13 protein-coding genes and 1 riboswitch are annotated in these 14,648 nt (G+C 73.5%); of the genes, 7 read left to right on the top strand and 6 right to left on the bottom strand.

Translation table 11 applies throughout. From position 1 onward, the window contains the following. Nucleotides 1-1,437: glycine hydroxymethyltransferase (locus tag C1I99_RS20180; protein ID WP_111135779.1), on the bottom strand; the 1,437-nt coding region annotated here is incomplete at its 3' end. A gap of 18 nt (nucleotides 1,438-1,455) precedes the next feature. Next, nucleotides 1,456-1,545, bottom strand: a riboswitch (ZMP/ZTP riboswitch). 154 nt (nucleotides 1,546-1,699) lie between these two features. On the opposite strand from C1I99_RS20180, the gene C1I99_RS20175 reads away from it, so the two are divergent. Beyond that, nucleotides 1,700-2,551, top strand: coding sequence for a metallophosphoesterase family protein (locus C1I99_RS20175; protein WP_111135778.1), 852 nt, complete (start codon nucleotides 1,700-1,702; stop codon nucleotides 2,549-2,551). A gap of 189 nt (nucleotides 2,552-2,740) precedes the next feature. Here C1I99_RS20175 and C1I99_RS20170 read toward each other — a convergent pair whose 3' ends face one another. Continuing rightward, complete coding sequence (locus tag C1I99_RS20170) at nucleotides 2,741-3,616, bottom strand: alpha/beta fold hydrolase (protein ID WP_233512602.1); 876 nt, start codon at nucleotides 3,614-3,616, stop codon at nucleotides 2,741-2,743. An 85-nt stretch (nucleotides 3,617-3,701) separates the two neighbouring features. Between C1I99_RS20170 and C1I99_RS20165 the strand changes: the two genes are divergently transcribed. Then, nucleotides 3,702-4,262: a CGNR zinc finger domain-containing protein gene (locus C1I99_RS20165; protein WP_111135777.1), complete on the top strand. Its 561-nt coding sequence runs from the start codon at nucleotides 3,702-3,704 to the stop codon at nucleotides 4,260-4,262. 158 nt (nucleotides 4,263-4,420) lie between these two features. Here the strand turns inward: C1I99_RS20165 and C1I99_RS20160 are convergent, their stop codons facing one another. Then, nucleotides 4,421-5,908 (bottom strand): S8 family peptidase, encoded by a 1,488-nt coding sequence (locus C1I99_RS20160; protein ID WP_111135776.1) that lies wholly within the window; start codon nucleotides 5,906-5,908, stop codon nucleotides 4,421-4,423. Nucleotides 5,909-6,054: 146 nt separating this feature from the next. Continuing rightward, nucleotides 6,055-6,786, bottom strand: a complete 732-nt coding sequence (locus C1I99_RS20155; protein ID WP_111135775.1) for a histidine phosphatase family protein — start codon at nucleotides 6,784-6,786, stop codon at nucleotides 6,055-6,057. A 139-nt stretch (nucleotides 6,787-6,925) separates the two neighbouring features. Here C1I99_RS20155 and C1I99_RS20150 point away from each other — a divergent pair, with 139 nt between their 5' ends. Together C1I99_RS20150 and C1I99_RS20145 are read left to right on the top strand one after the other, a co-directional pair. Beyond that, nucleotides 6,926-7,156 (top strand): hypothetical protein, encoded by a 231-nt coding sequence (locus C1I99_RS20150; protein ID WP_111135781.1) that lies wholly within the window; start codon nucleotides 6,926-6,928, stop codon nucleotides 7,154-7,156. 140 nt (nucleotides 7,157-7,296) lie between these two features. Beyond that, on the top strand, nucleotides 7,297-8,268 hold the full coding sequence (locus C1I99_RS20145) for a DNA polymerase domain-containing protein (protein WP_111135774.1): 972 nt from the start codon (nucleotides 7,297-7,299) through the stop codon (nucleotides 8,266-8,268). A 66-nt stretch (nucleotides 8,269-8,334) separates the two neighbouring features. On the opposite strand, the gene C1I99_RS20140 is transcribed toward C1I99_RS20145, so the two are convergent. Then, nucleotides 8,335-8,844, bottom strand: coding sequence for an Lrp/AsnC family transcriptional regulator (locus tag C1I99_RS20140; RefSeq protein WP_438941431.1), 510 nt, complete (start codon nucleotides 8,842-8,844; stop codon nucleotides 8,335-8,337). A 103-nt stretch (nucleotides 8,845-8,947) separates the two neighbouring features. Between C1I99_RS20140 and pdhA the strand changes: the two genes are divergently transcribed. From pdhA to C1I99_RS20125, 3 genes are read left to right on the top strand one after another with little or no spacing between them, the layout of a single operon-like run. Then, a complete protein-coding gene (gene pdhA, locus C1I99_RS20135; RefSeq protein WP_111135773.1) occupies nucleotides 8,948-10,114 on the top strand; it encodes a pyruvate dehydrogenase (acetyl-transferring) E1 component subunit alpha in 1,167 nt (388 codons plus the stop codon). Next, on the top strand, nucleotides 10,114-11,130 hold the full coding sequence (locus C1I99_RS20130; protein ID WP_111135772.1) for an alpha-ketoacid dehydrogenase subunit beta: 1,017 nt from the start codon (nucleotides 10,114-10,116) through the stop codon (nucleotides 11,128-11,130). Before pdhA ends, C1I99_RS20130 begins: the two co-directional genes overlap by 1 nt. Beyond that, nucleotides 11,127-12,539, top strand: coding sequence for a dihydrolipoamide acetyltransferase family protein (locus C1I99_RS20125; protein ID WP_111135771.1), 1,413 nt, complete (start codon nucleotides 11,127-11,129; stop codon nucleotides 12,537-12,539). The genes C1I99_RS20130 and C1I99_RS20125 overlap by 4 nt, the downstream gene beginning before the upstream one ends. Before the next feature lie 76 nt (nucleotides 12,540-12,615). Here the strand turns inward: C1I99_RS20125 and C1I99_RS20120 are convergent, their stop codons facing one another. Further along, on the bottom strand, nucleotides 12,616-14,646 hold the full coding sequence (locus C1I99_RS20120; RefSeq protein WP_111135770.1) for a PQQ-dependent sugar dehydrogenase: 2,031 nt from the start codon (nucleotides 14,644-14,646) through the stop codon (nucleotides 12,616-12,618). Nucleotides 14,647-14,648: the final 2 nt, after the last annotated feature.

Genomic DNA, 14,648 nt, shown 5'->3' with positions numbered 1-14,648 from the left:
GTCGAGGGTGACGGAGGGGTAGAGGGGGAAGCCGGTGAGCAGCTCGCTGGCCTGGCGGCTGACCTTGTCGGCAACCGCCGGGTCCAGCAGGTACTTGGCCTTCGAGGGGGTGCCGTCGGCGTTGGCGCCCGGCGAGGTCTGGCTCAGCACGGTGTGGATCAGCTCGGCGGTCCGGTCCATCTCCGCCGGGCCGAGGCCCCGGGTGGTCAGCGCCGGGGTGCCGATCCGGACGCCGGAGGTGTACCAGGCGCCGTTCGGGTCCTGCGGGACCGAGTTGCGGTTGGTGACGATGCCCGAGTCGAGCAGGGCCTGCTCGGCCTGCCGGCCGGTCAGTCCGTAGCCGGAGACGTCGATGAGCACCAGGTGGTTGTCGGTGCCGCCGGTGACCAGCGTCGCGCCCCGGCGCAGCAGCCCCTCGGCGAGGGCCTGGGCGTTGGCGACGATGCGCTGGGCGTAGTCGGCGAAGTCGGGGCGGCGGGCCTCGGCCAGGGCGACCGCTTTGGCGGCCATCACGTGCGGCAGCGGGCCGCCGAGCACCATCGGGCAGCCCCGGTCGACCTGCTCGGCCAGCTCCGGCTGGCAGAGCACCATGCCGCCGCGCGGGCCGCGCAGCGACTTGTGGGTGGTGGTGGTGACGATGTGGGCGTGCGCCACTGGGTCGAAGTCGCCGGTGAAGACCTTGCCGGCGACCAGCCCGGCGAAGTGCGCCATGTCGACCATGAAGGTGGCGCCGACGGAGTCGGCGATCTCCCGCATGATCCGGAAGTTCACCTTCCGCGGGTACGCGGAGTAGCCGGCGACCAGGATCAGCGGGGTGAACTCCCGGGCCGCCTCGGCGACCCGGTCGTAGTCGATCAGGCCGGTCGCCGGGTCGGTGCCGTAGCTGCGCTGGTCGAACATCTTGCCGGAGATGTTCGGCCGGAAGCCGTGGGTGAGGTGGCCACCGGCGTCCAGCGACATGCCCAGCATCCGCTGGTTGCCCAGCTCCCGGCGCAGCGCGAACCAGTCCGCCTCGGTGAGGTCGTTGACGTGACGCACCTGCGCCTTCTTCAGCGCCGGCGACTCGACCCGGTCGGCCAGGATCGCCCAGAACGCCACCAGGTTGGCGTCGATGCCAGAGTGTGGCTGCACGTACGCGTGCGCGGCGCCGAACAGCTCCCGGGCGTGCTCGGCGGCCAGCGCCTCGACGGTGTCGACGTTCTGGCAGCCGGCGTAGAAGCGCCGGCCCACGGTGCCCTCGGCGTACTTGTCGCTGAACCAGTTGCCCATCGCCAGCAGGGTGGCCGGGGAGGCGTAGTTCTCGCTGGCGATCAGCTTCAGCGACTCCCGTTGGTCGGCCAGTTCGGCGCCGATCGCGTCGGCCACTCGGGGCTCGACGGCGCGGATCACCTCGAGGGCACTGCGGAAAGCGGTGGATTCGGCGTTCAGCGACGACATGCGACCTCCTACTGACGTGCGGAAGGCCCAGGCGCTCGGCATGCGTCCTCATGACGGGACCGCTCCCCGATGGTTCTCCATCCCCACGCGCCAGTCACGGCCCGTCGGGATCCTACCGGGTCGGCCCGGGTGCACCCCGGCCCGCCTCGCCGTCCGGGTCGCCGGGCCCGGCGACCAGACGACCCGGGCAACGGTGCGGACGCGTGGCAGCAGCGCATCCTCGCGGAACACACCGGACGCCCGCCGTGTCTAGGATCGGCTCATGACGGGCGACGGTGGCGGCGGTAGCCTGCTCGCCATCAGCGACCTGCACGTCGGCCACCCGGAGAACCGGGCGGTCGTCGAAGGGCTGCGCCCGGAGTCGCCCGACGACTGGCTGATCGTCGCCGGCGACGTCGCGGACACCGTCGCCGACGTCGAATGGGCCCTCGGGCTGCTGCGCCGCCGCTTCGCCCGGGTCGTCTGGGCACCGGGCAACCACGAGCTGTGGACCCCGCCGGCCGACCCGGTGACGCTGCGCGGCCTCGCCCGCTACCAGCACCTGGTCGCGGTCTGCCGGCGCCTCGGCGTGCTCACCCCGGAGGATCCGTATCCGGTCTGGCGGGGGCTGGGCGGGCCGGCTCTGGTGGCGCCGCTGTTCCTGCTCTACGACCACAGCTGGCGGCCGGACGGGTTTGACACGCCCGAGGCGGCGCTGGCCGAGGCGTACCGGACGGGGATCGTCTGCACCGACGAGTTCCTGCTGCACCCCGACCCGTACCCGAGCCGGTCGGCGTGGTGCGCGGCCCGGGTCGCCGAGACCAAGCGCCGGCTGGCCGGGCGGCCCCCCGGGATGCCGACCGTGCTGGTCAACCACTGGCCTCTGTTGCGCGCGCCGACGCGGGTGCTGCGCTGGCCGGTCTTCGCCCAGTGGTGCGGCACCGAGGCCACCGCGGACTGGCACCGCCGCTTCGAGGCCGCCGCGGTGGTCTACGGCCACCTGCACATCCCGCGCACCAGCTGGCACGACGGGGTGCGGTTCGAGGAGGTGTCGGTGGGCTACCCGCGGGAGTGGCGGCGCCGGGACGTACCCCCGGGGAGGCTGCGGCGGATCCTGCCGGCGCCCCCGACGTGACGGCCGGCCCTCGCAGTGACGGCCGGCCTGGCGTGGCCCGTCGAGGTCTCCGCCGGCGAAGGCCGTCACCGCCGCCAGCCGACCCCCACTGAGGATCGGCCCCGCCCTGCTCGCGCCGGTCCGCGACGCGGACTGGCGGCCGACCGGTCGGCAGCACCTCCGGCGGCCGGCACCGGCATGCCCACCCTTCTAGTTCCACCGGCGGTCGAGGAAGTCGGCGATGAGCGGGGCGATCTGGGGCAGGTGGGTTTCGAGGGCGAAGTGGCCGGTGTCGAACAGGTGGAGGTCGGCGTCGGGGAGGTCCCGCAGATAGGCGCGGGCGCCAGGCTCGGGGAAGAACGGGTCGCCGACACCCCAGGTGATGAGGGTGGGCGGGCTGTGCTTGCGCAGCCACGCCTGCCAGTGGGCGTAGCGCTCGACGTTGGAGTGGTAGTCGAAGGCCAGCGCGACCTGGGCCTCCTTGCGCCCGGGCAGGTCGAGGAAGTACTGGTCGAGGGTCCAGCCGTCCGGGGCGAGCGGCGACAGGTCGGGCACGCCGGTCTCGTACTGGCTCCGGGTGCCGGACAGAGTGAGCAGTTCGCGGATGGTCTCCTCGGCGCCGGGCGTCTCGGGGCGCAGCGAGATGAAGCTGCGGGCGGCGTCCGACAGGCCCTCGGTGTAGGCGTTGCCGTTCTGAACGACCAGGCCCGCGATCCAGTCGGGGTGCCGCTCGGCGACGCGGAAGCCGACCGGCGCGCCGAAGTCGAACACGTACATCGCGAACCGGGTCAGGCCGAGCGCTTGGACGAAGCCCTCGGTGATGTCGGCGAGTCGGTCGAAGGAGTAGGTGAAGTCGTCGGGGGCTTCGGTGTGGCCGAAGCCGGGGTAGTCGGGTGCGATCAGTCGGTAGCGTGCGCCGAGCGTGTCGATGAGGCGGCGGAACTGGTGAGAGGCCGAGGGGAAGCCGTGCAACAGCAGCAGCACCGGCGCGTCGTCCCGTTCCGGCTGCGACTCGCGGTAGAAGACGCGAACGTCGCCGACGTCGAGCTGACGGTGGGCGGTGCGAGCGATCGGGAGGAGCATCATTCCTAATGCCTTCCACTAGGGATAATGCATTAGTTCTAGCGATCATCCACCTAACGCGTCAACCCGTCGATGTACCATTAGCATTATGAGCGACGCCCTGACCGGCGAGCCGCTGGCCCTGGACCTCGTCAACACCCGGCCGGCGGCCGGCGACCTGCTGGCCGCCCCCGACGACCTGCGTGCCTGGCTGAGCCTGCAGGCCGACCGGTTCGGCGAAGCGCGAGAACTCGCCGCCGCCGAGCTGGCCGTCGCCGAGGTGGCTGCCGTCCGCGCCGTCCGCGAGCACGTCGCCCGCGCCCTCGACCGTGTCCGCCGTGGCGAGCGGCCTCCCGCTGCGGACCTGGCGGCCCTCAACCGGGCTCAGCGGGACGCGCCCGCCGTCGCCGAGCTCGCCTGGAACGGCACGGCGCTCACCGTCACCCGCCGTCGCACCGGACCGCCCGGCGAACGGCTGGCCGCCTGGCTCGCCGAGGCCGCCGCCGAACTGCTGGCTGACCCGGCCGTCAGCAAGGTCCGCCAGTGCGAGGCCGACGACTGCGTGCTGCTGTTCCTGCCCGCCCACCCGCGCCGCCGCTGGTGCTCGGCGGAGCGCTGCGGCAACCGCGTCCGGGTGGCCCGCCACTACCGTCGCCACAAGACCGCCTGAACCCGCCCCCCGGCCACCGGCCGGTAGCCAGGTCCGGCGGGCGCGTGCGGACCTCGGGGCATACGACGGCTAACCCCTTTCTGGCACCCCGCCGCCGGACCGCAGAAACGGGTGGGTCCCGGCGGATCACCGCCGGGCCCCACCACGGTCGTGCCGGGCTACTTCACCACGTTGTACGCGTTCACCATGCCGGCGCCGTAGAACGAGTTGCGCTGCCCGCCGGAGCAGGTCGCGTCGTACGCGTTCGGGCCCGACGGGATGAGCGGTACCGGGTTGTAGACACCGTCGGGGCAGGACTTCGCCACGGAGGTGCGCTCCAGGAACGACGTCAGCTGACCGGGCGTCATGCCCGGGTGCGCCGACAGGGCCAGCGCCGCGACGCCGGCCGCGTGCGGGCTGGACATCGAGGTGCCCTGCTTGTAACCCCAGCCGTTGGTCCGCGTCGCCGTGTTGAAGGTGGTCGACAGGATGGCATCGGTGAGGGTCGAGCGCGCGCCCTGGGTCCGGAACCGGGTGTCGCCACCCGGCGCCGTCACCTCGACCACGCCCTGGCCGTACGAGGAGTAGTAGCTCTTCTCCCCGGTCGGGCCGACCGCCGAGACGGTCACCACGCCCGGCGCCTCGCCCGGCAGGACGAGGCAGGCGCTGGTGAGGTCCTCCCGCACCTCCGGGGTCCCGGTGTTCGGGCTGCCCGTGTCGGTGTTCTTGTGGGCGAGGTCGTAGTTGGCGTTACCCGCGGAGGCGACGTTGAGCACGCCCTTGCTCTGCGAGTACCGGATGGCCCGCTGCACGGCCTGCCACACCGGACGCTGGCGTGCGTCGTTGCGGCAGTTCAGCTCCCACGGGTCGATGTAGTAGCTGTTGTTGGTCACCCGCATGCCGTGCTCGGCCGCCCAGACGAAGCCGCAGATCGCGGCCTCCGGGAAGATGTAGCCGTCGTCGTTGACCACCTTGACGGCGGCCACCTTGACGCCCGGAGCGACCCCGGTCACCCCGAGGCCGTTGACCGCGGCGGCGATGGTGCCGGCCACGTGCGTGCCGTGGTCGGAGGTGGTCGGGTTCCAGGCCGACTCGGTGGTGTCGACGACCCCACCCAGGCAGGACGTGCTCTTGTCCTTGGCGATCTGGTCGGCCAGATCCGGGTGGGTGGAGGAGATGCCGCTGTCCAGCACACCCACCACCACGCCGGCGCTGCCGGCGTTGACCGCGTGGGCCTGCGGGACATCGATCATCGGCATGTCCCACTGCTGACCGAAGAGGGGCTCCTTGGTCGGGTCGGCGGTGGCGTTCGCCGCCATGGCCGCGGAGACCTCCAGGGTCTCGCCCTCCTCGATGGCGGTGCCCAGGTCGGCGGTGGACGCCACCGAGTCGACGCCCGCGCCTGCCACGTCCGTGGCGAAGTCGGGGTTGGTCGAGCGGACGACGAGCACGCCGATCTGGTGGTAGTCGGCCACCACGGTGCCCTTGGCGGCAGCCACGCGGGCGGCCGCCTTGTCGGTCTTGGCGCCCTGCGGGGCGAGCACCAGGTACGTGGTGTCCGGTCCGGCGGCCGACGCCGCCGGGGCCAGCCCGCCGGTGACGGCGAGGCCGACACCGAGCGTCACGGCGGACGCGGCAGCCAGTGTCTTGCGACGGAGTTTCTTCACACAGACTCCCAGGGGCTGTTTCCGGCCGGGGTACGCCCCCTGGCGGGGAGCGGCCGGCGGGAGGCGGGCAGGATGCCCACCCCCGACCCAACAGCGTAGGAGCGCGGTATGGCATTACACACAGCCGTTCGGTTGGACAGGAGGTGTCAGACCGGCTCGGCGTGGACCTCGTCCTCCCTGGTCGGCCGGGCGCCCTGCCGGCGCAGGTGGCCGACGTCGTTGAACACATCCAGTGCCAGCCGGCCGGTGCCGTCGGCGGTCCAGCCGGTGACCGAGCAGTTGGCGATCACCTGCTGTCGCGTCAACGCCACCAGATCGGCCTCGGTGAGCCCCTCGATCAGGTAGCGGGTCAGGAAGACCAGGGCGTCGTGGCCGAACATCAGCACCCGCCGGCCCGCGTGGTCGCGGCGCAGGTCGCCGAGGAGGGCACGCAGGCGCAGCGCCAGGTCCGTCCAGGACTCCCCGCCGGGCGGCCGGTAGTAGAACGTGCCGAGCCGCTCCCGGCGGGCCGCCTCCTGCGGGTAGCGGCGGCGTACGCCGCGGCCGGTGAGGCCGTCGAGGATGCCCAGCTCCCGGTCGCGCAGCCGCTCGTCCCGGCTGAGCGGGACGCCGGTGCCCGCGAGGACCAGCTCGGCGGTCCGCACCGCGCGCAGGTACGGCGACACCACGGCCACCTCCGGCCGGCGGGATCCCGGCAGCCCGGCCAGCCACCGGCCGGTGGCCCGGGCCTGCTCCTCCCCGGTGGTGCTGAGCGGTACGTCGGCGTCGCGGTGGGTCAGCTCGATCAGCTCGGCGCCGGACGCCTCGGCCGCGCCGGCCGCCACGTTGCCGGTGCTCTCGCCGTGCCGGACGATCCAGAGCGCTGCCAGTTCCGCCATGCGCCACCCCCTACCCGGTGAGCCGCCGCGGGTAACCGCGCGGCGGCCCCCGGTGGCGACGCGTGGGGCGTGAAACCGGTGCGGCCGGGTAAGCGCTGGCTGCACCGATGACCGACAGGGGAGGTACGCCGTGGCCACGATGGTCAGGGAGCCGGCGAGCCCGGTGAAGGACAAGAACTACGACCTGATCCACGCGTTGCAGATGTCCCTGCAGCACATCTGGCAGTTGGAGACGTACATCGCCGACGCCGACGCCCGGGGCGACACCGAACTCGCCAAGTGGTTCCGCGCGATGCAGGATAACAACCGCAAGGCGGGTGAGCAGGGTAAGCAGATGCTGATGACGCGCCTGCAGCAGGAGAACGGCTGAGCCGCCGGCTGGTCACCCGGGCGGACGACGAGGTCCGCCCGGGTGACACCGCGTCCGGCGCGTGCCCACCGGCGGCCGGGCCGCCCGCCGTCCGTGCCGGCGGCTGCCCCCGCCCCCCGGTGCCCGCTAACGTGTGAGGCGTGGCGACGCCGGCCGAGGAGATCCGGGTGGGGGAGCGGCTGGTGCGCGTCTCCAGCCCGGACAAGCCGTACTTTCCGGAGCGTGGGCTGACCAAGCTGGACGTGGTGCGCTACTTCCTCGCCGTCGGCGACGGCATCCTGCGCGCGTTGCGGGACCGGCCGACGATGTTGGAGCGCTGGCCGCGCGGCGTCTTCCCGGGCGCGAGGATCGGCACCCGGCAGGACAACCGCGGTGACGCCTTCTACCAGAAGCGGCTGCCGGCCGGGGCGCCGGAGTGGGTGCGTACCGCCCACATCACCTTCCCCAGCGGGCGGACCGCCGACGAGGTGGCGCCGAGCGAGCTGGCCGTGGTGATCTGGGCGGCCAACCTCGGCACGCTGCGCTTCCACCCGTGGCCGGTCTCCGCGGCCGACGTCGAGCGCCCCGACCAGCTCCGCATCGACCTGGACCCGCTGCCGGGCGTCGGCTTCGACCAGGTGGTGCCGGTGGCCCACGAGGTCCGCGCCTTCCTCGACGACCTCGGCCTGACCGGCTACCCGAAGACCACCGGCGGGCGGGGCCTGCACATCTACCTGTCCATCGAGCCGCGGTGGAGCTTCGGTGACTGCCGCCGGGCGGTGCTGGCGCTGGGCCGCGAGATGCAGCGGCGGCGCCCGGACCTGGTCACCACCACCTGGTGGCGGGAGCAGCGGGACCGGCCGGTCTTCGTCGACTACAACCAGATGTCCCGGGACCACACGATGGCCTCGGCGTACTCCATCCGGCCGACGCCGCGGGCGCTGGTCTCCGCGCCGCTGGACTGGTCGGAGCTGGACGACGCCCGCCCGGAGGACTTCGACGTCAGCACGGTGCCGCAGCGGTTCGCGCGGCGCGGCGACCCGCACGCGGGCCTGGACGACCGCCGGTTCTCCCTGGCGCCGCTGCTCGAACTGGCCGACCGGGAGGGCCTGGAGGCGCCTCCCGAGCGCTGAGCCACCCGCAACCGCCGCATGTCGTGCGGCCGCCGGCCGCCGCCCCTCCCGCGTCGCCCCGGCCGCTCACGCCCACGGGCTGCGTTCGCCGTCGAACTCCTCGAAGACCAGCCAGGTGCGGGTGGAGAGCACACCGGCGATGCTCTGCACCCGATTGAGCACCACGTCGCGCAGGGTGGCGTTGTCCGGCGCCCGGACCAGGGCGAGGACGTCGTGGTCGCCGCCGAGCAGCGCGGCGTGCTCGATGTAGCGCACCCGGGCCAGCTCCGCGGACACCTCCCGCCAGGTGTTCTGCTCGATCTTCAGGGCGATGTACGCCGACGTGCCCAGCCCCGCCGCCTCCGGCGCCACCTGCGCCCGGAACCCCGTGATCACCCCGTCCCGCAGCAGCCGCTCGACCCGTGCGTACGCGTTGGTGCGGGAGATGTGGATCCGCTCGGCGAGGGTGCGCACCGAGGTCCGCCCGTCGCTGACCAGTTCGTCGAGGATCCGCCGGTCCACCTCGTCCAGGGCTCGGGCCGATCGTCCCGTTCCGTTCGTCGAGTCCACGGCCGGCTCGGACTCCTGGCCTGTCACGGTGCCTCCTGGCTGCCATCCGTCCCACGTTTGCCGTGGATCTTGAGTCAATCATCCGACAGCAGGAGCATAGGCCCACCCACACGTCCAGGAGGTCCCCGCCGTGACGACCACACCCCAGGCGGTCCGCAGGGCATCCCCACGCACCCGCCCGGCGGCCACCACGCCCGACCCGGCGCACGGGCTGCTGCCGGCCGGCGAGCCGGTCCGCCTGCTCGACCCCACCGGCACCCCGCTGCCCGCCCACCCCGACTACCCGGAGCCGCCGGCCGAGGCGCTTTCGGAGCTGTACCGGCGGATGGTGATCGGCCGGCGCTTCGACATCCAGGCCACCGCCCTGACCAAGCAGGGCCGGCTGGCCGTCTACCCGTCCTCCCGCGGGCAGGAGGCCTGCCAGGTCGGTGGGGTCCTCGCGCTGCGGGACACCGACTGGGTCTTCCCGACCTACCGCGAGTCGATGGCGCTGGTCTCCCGGGGCATCGACCCGGTCGAGGTGCTGACCCTGCTGCGTGGCGACTGGCACTGCGGGTACGACCCGGCCGCCCGGCGTACCGCCCCGCAGTGCACGCCCCTCGCGACCCAGTGCGTGCACGCCGCCGGGCTCGCCTACGGTGAGGCCCACCAGGGCCGGGACACCGTCGCGCTGGCCTTCATCGGTGACGGCGCCACCAGCGAGGGCGACTTCCACGAGGGGATCAACTTCGCCGCGGTGTTCAAGGCCCCGGTGGTCTACTTCGTGCAGAACAACCGGTACGCGATCAGCGTCCCGCTGTCCCGGCAGACCGCCGCGCCGTCGCTGGCCCACAAGGGAGTCGGCTACGGCGTGCCCAGCGAGCAGGTCGACGGCAACGACCCCATCGCCGTGCTCGCCGTGCTCACCCGCGCCGTCGCGCACGCCCGGGCCGGCAACGGACCGTTCCTGGTCGAGGCGCACACCTACCGGATGGAGCCGCACACCAACGCCGACGACGCCACCCGCTACCGCGACGGCGCCGAGGTCGACGCCTGGCGCGACCGGGACCCGGTCACCCGCCTGGAGACCTACCTGCGCGACCGCGGGGTGCTCGACGGGCCCACCGCCGCCGCAGTGGCCGAGGAGGCCGAGGCGTACGCGGCCGACCTGCGCGCCCGGATGAACACCCAACCGGCGGTCGACCCGCTGAGCCTCTTCGACCACGTCTACGCCTCGCCGACCCCGCAACTGGTCGAGCAGCGCGAACAGGTCCGCGCCGAACTGGCCGCGGCCCGCGACGAGGACGGTGACGCCTGATGGCCACCACGACCATGGCGAAGGCGCTCAACGCGGCGCTCGCCGACGCGATGGCCGACGACGAGCGGGTGCTCGTCTTCGGTGAGGACGCCGGCCAGCTCGGCGGTGTCTTCCGGATCACCGACGGCCTGCAGGCCCGCTTCGGCGACACCCGCTGCTTCGACACCCCCCTCGCGGAGGCCGGCATCGTCGGCTTCGCGGTCGGGCTCGCCATGTCGGGGCTGCGCCCGGTGGTCGAGATGCAGTTCGACGCGTTCGCGTACCCGGCGTTCGAGCAGATCGCCTCGCACGTGGCGAAGCTGCGCAACCGCACCCGGGGCGCGCTCAGCGTGCCCATCGTGATCCGGGTGCCTTACGCCGGCGGCATCGGCGGCGTCGAGCACCACTGCGACTCCTCCGAGGCGTACTACGCGCACACCCCGGGGCTGAAGGTGATCACCCCGGCGACGGTCGGGGACGCGTACTCGCTGCTGCGCGAGGCGATCGCCGACCCCGACCCGGTGGTCTTCATGGAGCCGAAGAAGCTTTACTTCTCCAGTGCCGAGGCGTCCCTGCCGGCGCGGACCGAGCCGTTCGGCCGCGCGGTGGTCCGCCGCCCCGGACGCGACGCCACCCTGGTCGCGTACGGGCCGGCGGTACCGGTGGCGCTAGAGGCCGCCGAGGCCGCCCGCGAGGAGGGCTGGGACCTTGAGGTGGTGGACGTGCGGACCATCGTGCCGTTCGACGACGCCACCGTCGCCGCCTCGGTGCGCCGTACCGGCCGGTGCGTGGTGGTCCAGGAGGCGCAGGGCTTCGCCGGGGTCGGCGCGGAGATCGCCGCCCGGGTGCAGGAGCGCTGCTTCCATGCTTTGCACGCCCCGGTGCTGCGGGTCAGCGGGCTGGACATCCCGTACCCGGCGCCCATGCTGGAGCACACCCACCTGCCCGGGGTGGACCGGGTGCTCGACGCGGTGGCCCGGTTGCAGTGGGACGACCAGCCGGACCCGCGCTGGCTGGCGGAAGGCAGCGCGGCATGACCGCCGTCGACGGGGCCCAGGTGTTCCTCCTGCCCGACCTCGGCGAAGGGTTGACCGAGGCGGAGATCGTCGAGTGGCGGGTAGCCGTCGGCGACACGGTCACCGTGGACCAGTCCGTGGTTGAGGTGGAGACCGCCAAGGCGGTGGTCGACGTGCCATGCCCGTACGCCGGCCGGGTCGTCGCCCTGCACGGCGCGGCCGGTGAGGTCCGCCCGGTCGGCCAACCGCTGATCACCATCGCGCCCGCGGACGGCGCGGCGGCCGCCGCCGGCGCCCCCGGGCAAGCCGGGCACGCCACCTACCGCGAGGAGGAGCGCGCCGGCTCCGGCAACGTCCTCATCGGGTACGGCACCGGGCACGGCGGTGCCGGGCGGCGGCGGCGCCGTCCGCGGCCGGCGGTCGCCCCCGACCGAGCGGCCGGTGCGGCCACCCGGGCCGCGACGCCGCCCCCGACCGGCCCGGCGACCGCATCGGCCGTCCGGCCGCCCGGCCAGGCCGGCGGCTCCCCGAGCGGCGGGCCGGCCGCCCTGGTCATCTCGCCGATCGTCCGGCGGCTGGCCAGGGAGCGCGGCGTCGACCTGGACAGCCTGCGCGGCAGCGGACCGGGCGGCGTGATCCGCCGGGCCGACGTGGAGACCGCCGCCGCGCCGGGCGCCCGGCTCGCCGCGGTGCCGGACGCGCCGGCCTCGCACCTCGGGCTCGCCCCGGCCGGTGACGGGGACTTGGTCCTCCCGCTGACCGGTATCCGCAAGGCGATCGCCGACAAGCTCTCCCGCAGTCGGCGGGAGATTCCCGAGGTGACCATCTGGGTGGACGTGGACGCGACCGGGCTGTTGGAGACCCGGGCCGCGATCAACGCGGCGACCCCGGGCGCGCCGGTGAGCATCCTGGCCCTGCTGGCCCGGATCTGCCTGTCCGGGTTGCGCCGGTACCCGCAGCTCAACGCCCGGGTCGACACCGAGGGCCAGCGGATCGTCCAGTCCGCCGGCGTGCACCTGGGGATCGCCGCGCAGACCGACCGCGGGCTGGTCGTGCCGGTGCTGCGGGACGCCCAGCGGCGCACCACCGCCGAGCTGGCCGCCGCGCTGGCGGAGACCACCGCCGCGGCGCGGGCCGGCACGCTGGCGCCGGCGCGCCTCACCGGCGGGACGTTCACGCTGAACAACTACGGCGTGTTCGGCGTCGACGGTTCCACCCCGATCATCAACCACCCCGAGGCCGCGCTGCTCGGCGTGGGGCGGATCGTGGACAAGCCGTGGGTGGTCGACGGCCAGCTCGCGGTCCGGAAGGTGACGCAGCTCAGCCTCACCTTCGACCACCGGGTCTGCGACGGTGGGGTGGCCGGCGGCTTCCTGCGGCACATCGCCGACTGCGTCGAGCAGCCGGCGCTGCTGATCGCCAACGTCTGACCCGGCGGCGGCCCGGCGCGGACAGGCCGGGCCGGCGGCACCCCCCCCCGGGTCGCCGCCGGCCCGGGCCGGCCGGTCAGCCGGCCGGCGTCGGTTCCAGCACCACCGTCGCGGTCCCGGTCTGCGGCGGTACGCCCGGCTCGGTCGGCGCGTCGGTGTACTCGGCGACGAAGACCGCCCTCAGGTTGTCGCCGCCGCCGTGTCCACCGTCGACGAAGGTGGCGATGGTGCCCGCGCAGCCGGAGGCGGACGAGAGCGGGTGCCCGTGCTGGTCGTGCCCCAGTACGTACGTCACCTTCACCCGGGCGCAGTCCACCGGCAGGTCGTCGGTGACCTTCACCTCGAAGGCGACCGTCTGGCCGAACTGGAACGGCTGCCCGGACACCGGGCGGACGAACTCCACGATCGGCGCCCGGGGCCCGATCAGCAGCGGCAGGGTCGCCGCCGCCGAACGGCCGGTGCTGTCGGTGACCCGCAGCGTGGGGGAGTACGACCCGTTGGCCGGGTAGGTCCAGCTGGGGTCCGGGTCGGTGGAGTCCACCGAGCCGTCGGCGTCGAAGTCCCAGGCGTAGCGCAGCCGGTCACCGTCGGGGTCGACCGTCCCGGCGCTGGAGAAGGCGATTGTCAGGGGCGCCTGCCCGGCGGTCGGGTCGGCGCTGATCTTCGGGATCGGTGTCCGGTTGCCCCGGACGAAGTCGATCCGGGACAGCTGCGCGTCCGGGTTCTCCGCGAAGTACCCGTCGCCGTACTCCAGCACGTAGAGGGCGCCGTCCGGCCCGAACTCCAGGTCCATCGGGTTGTCGACCACCAGCGACGGCACCACCGGCCGGATGTCGCGGACCTCGCCGCGGGAGTCGAGGCGGAACTCCTTGACGTAATCCCGGGTCCACTCGTAGAACAGCGGGACGCCGTCGTAGTAGGCCGGCCACTTCGTGCGGGAGGCGCTGCGCCGGTCGTAGTCGTACGCCGGCCCGCCCATCGGGCCGATCCCGCCGGTACCGAGCTGCGGGAACTGCGCGGAGGCCGCCGACGGGTACCAGACCTGCGGCGCCTGCACGGACGGCAGGCGGCGCAGGCCGGTGTTGCGGGGCGAGTCGTTGACCGGACGCCGGCAGTCGAAGCGCTCGCCGGACGCGCCGGTGGCGAAGTCGTGGTCGACGTAGGCCAGCGTGGGTGTGGCGCAGTACGGCCAACCGTAGTTCGCCGGCTTGTCCACCAGCATCCAGCGACCGTGCCCGGCCGGGCCGCGGGTCGGGTCCGCCGTCCCGGCGTCCGGCGAGTAGTCGGCGAGGTAGACGTCGTCGGTGCGGCGGTCGACGGCGAACCGGAACGGGTTGCGTAGCCCCATCGCGTAGATCTCGGGGCGGGTCTTCGGGGTGCCCGGCTTGAACAGGTTGCCTGGTGGCACCCGGTAGCCGCCACCGGGCCGTACCCGGATGCGCAGCAGCTTGCCGCGCAGGTCGTTGGTGTTCGCCGAGGTGCGCTGGGCGTCGAAGGCGGGGTTCCGCTCGGCCCGTTCGTCGATCGGGGTGTACCCGTCGGAGAAGAACGGGTTGGTGTCGTCGCCGGTGGACAGGTAGAGGTTGCCCTTGCTGTCGAAGTCGATCTGCCCGCCGACGTGGCAGCAGATGCCCCGGTCGGTGGGTACGTCGATGATCTGCTGCTCGGTGGCCAGGTCGAGCCTCGTCCCGTCGAGCTTGAACCGGGACAGCCGCAGCACGCCCCGGAACCGCCGCCAGTCGGCCTCGGTGCCGACGAGCGGGGCGTCACCCTCGTTGACGTCCGGGGTGGCCGGGTCGTCGACCGGCGTGTCCATCGGCGGGGAGTAGTACAGGTACACCCATTTGTTGCGGGCGAAGTCCGGGTCGATGGCGACCCCCTGCAGGCCCTCCTCGTCGTGCTCGTACACCGGCACGTCGGCGGCCAGGGTGTTCAGCCCGGTACGCGGGTCGTGGATGCGGACCTCGCCCGTGCGGGAGGTGTGCAGCACCCGCAGGTCGGGCAGGACGGCGAGGCTCATCGGCTCGCCCGGGTAGTCGTTGAGCGTGACCTTCTGGAAGCTGCTGTCCGACGGCGGTGCGGGCGGGGTGGGCGCCGCGGCGGCCACCC

Origin of the sequence: Micromonospora deserti (assembly GCF_003236335.1) — a bacterium.
Classification (GTDB): domain Bacteria; phylum Actinomycetota; class Actinomycetes; order Mycobacteriales; family Micromonosporaceae; genus Micromonospora; species Micromonospora deserti.
This window is presented reverse-complemented; position numbering and strand designations above follow the sequence as displayed.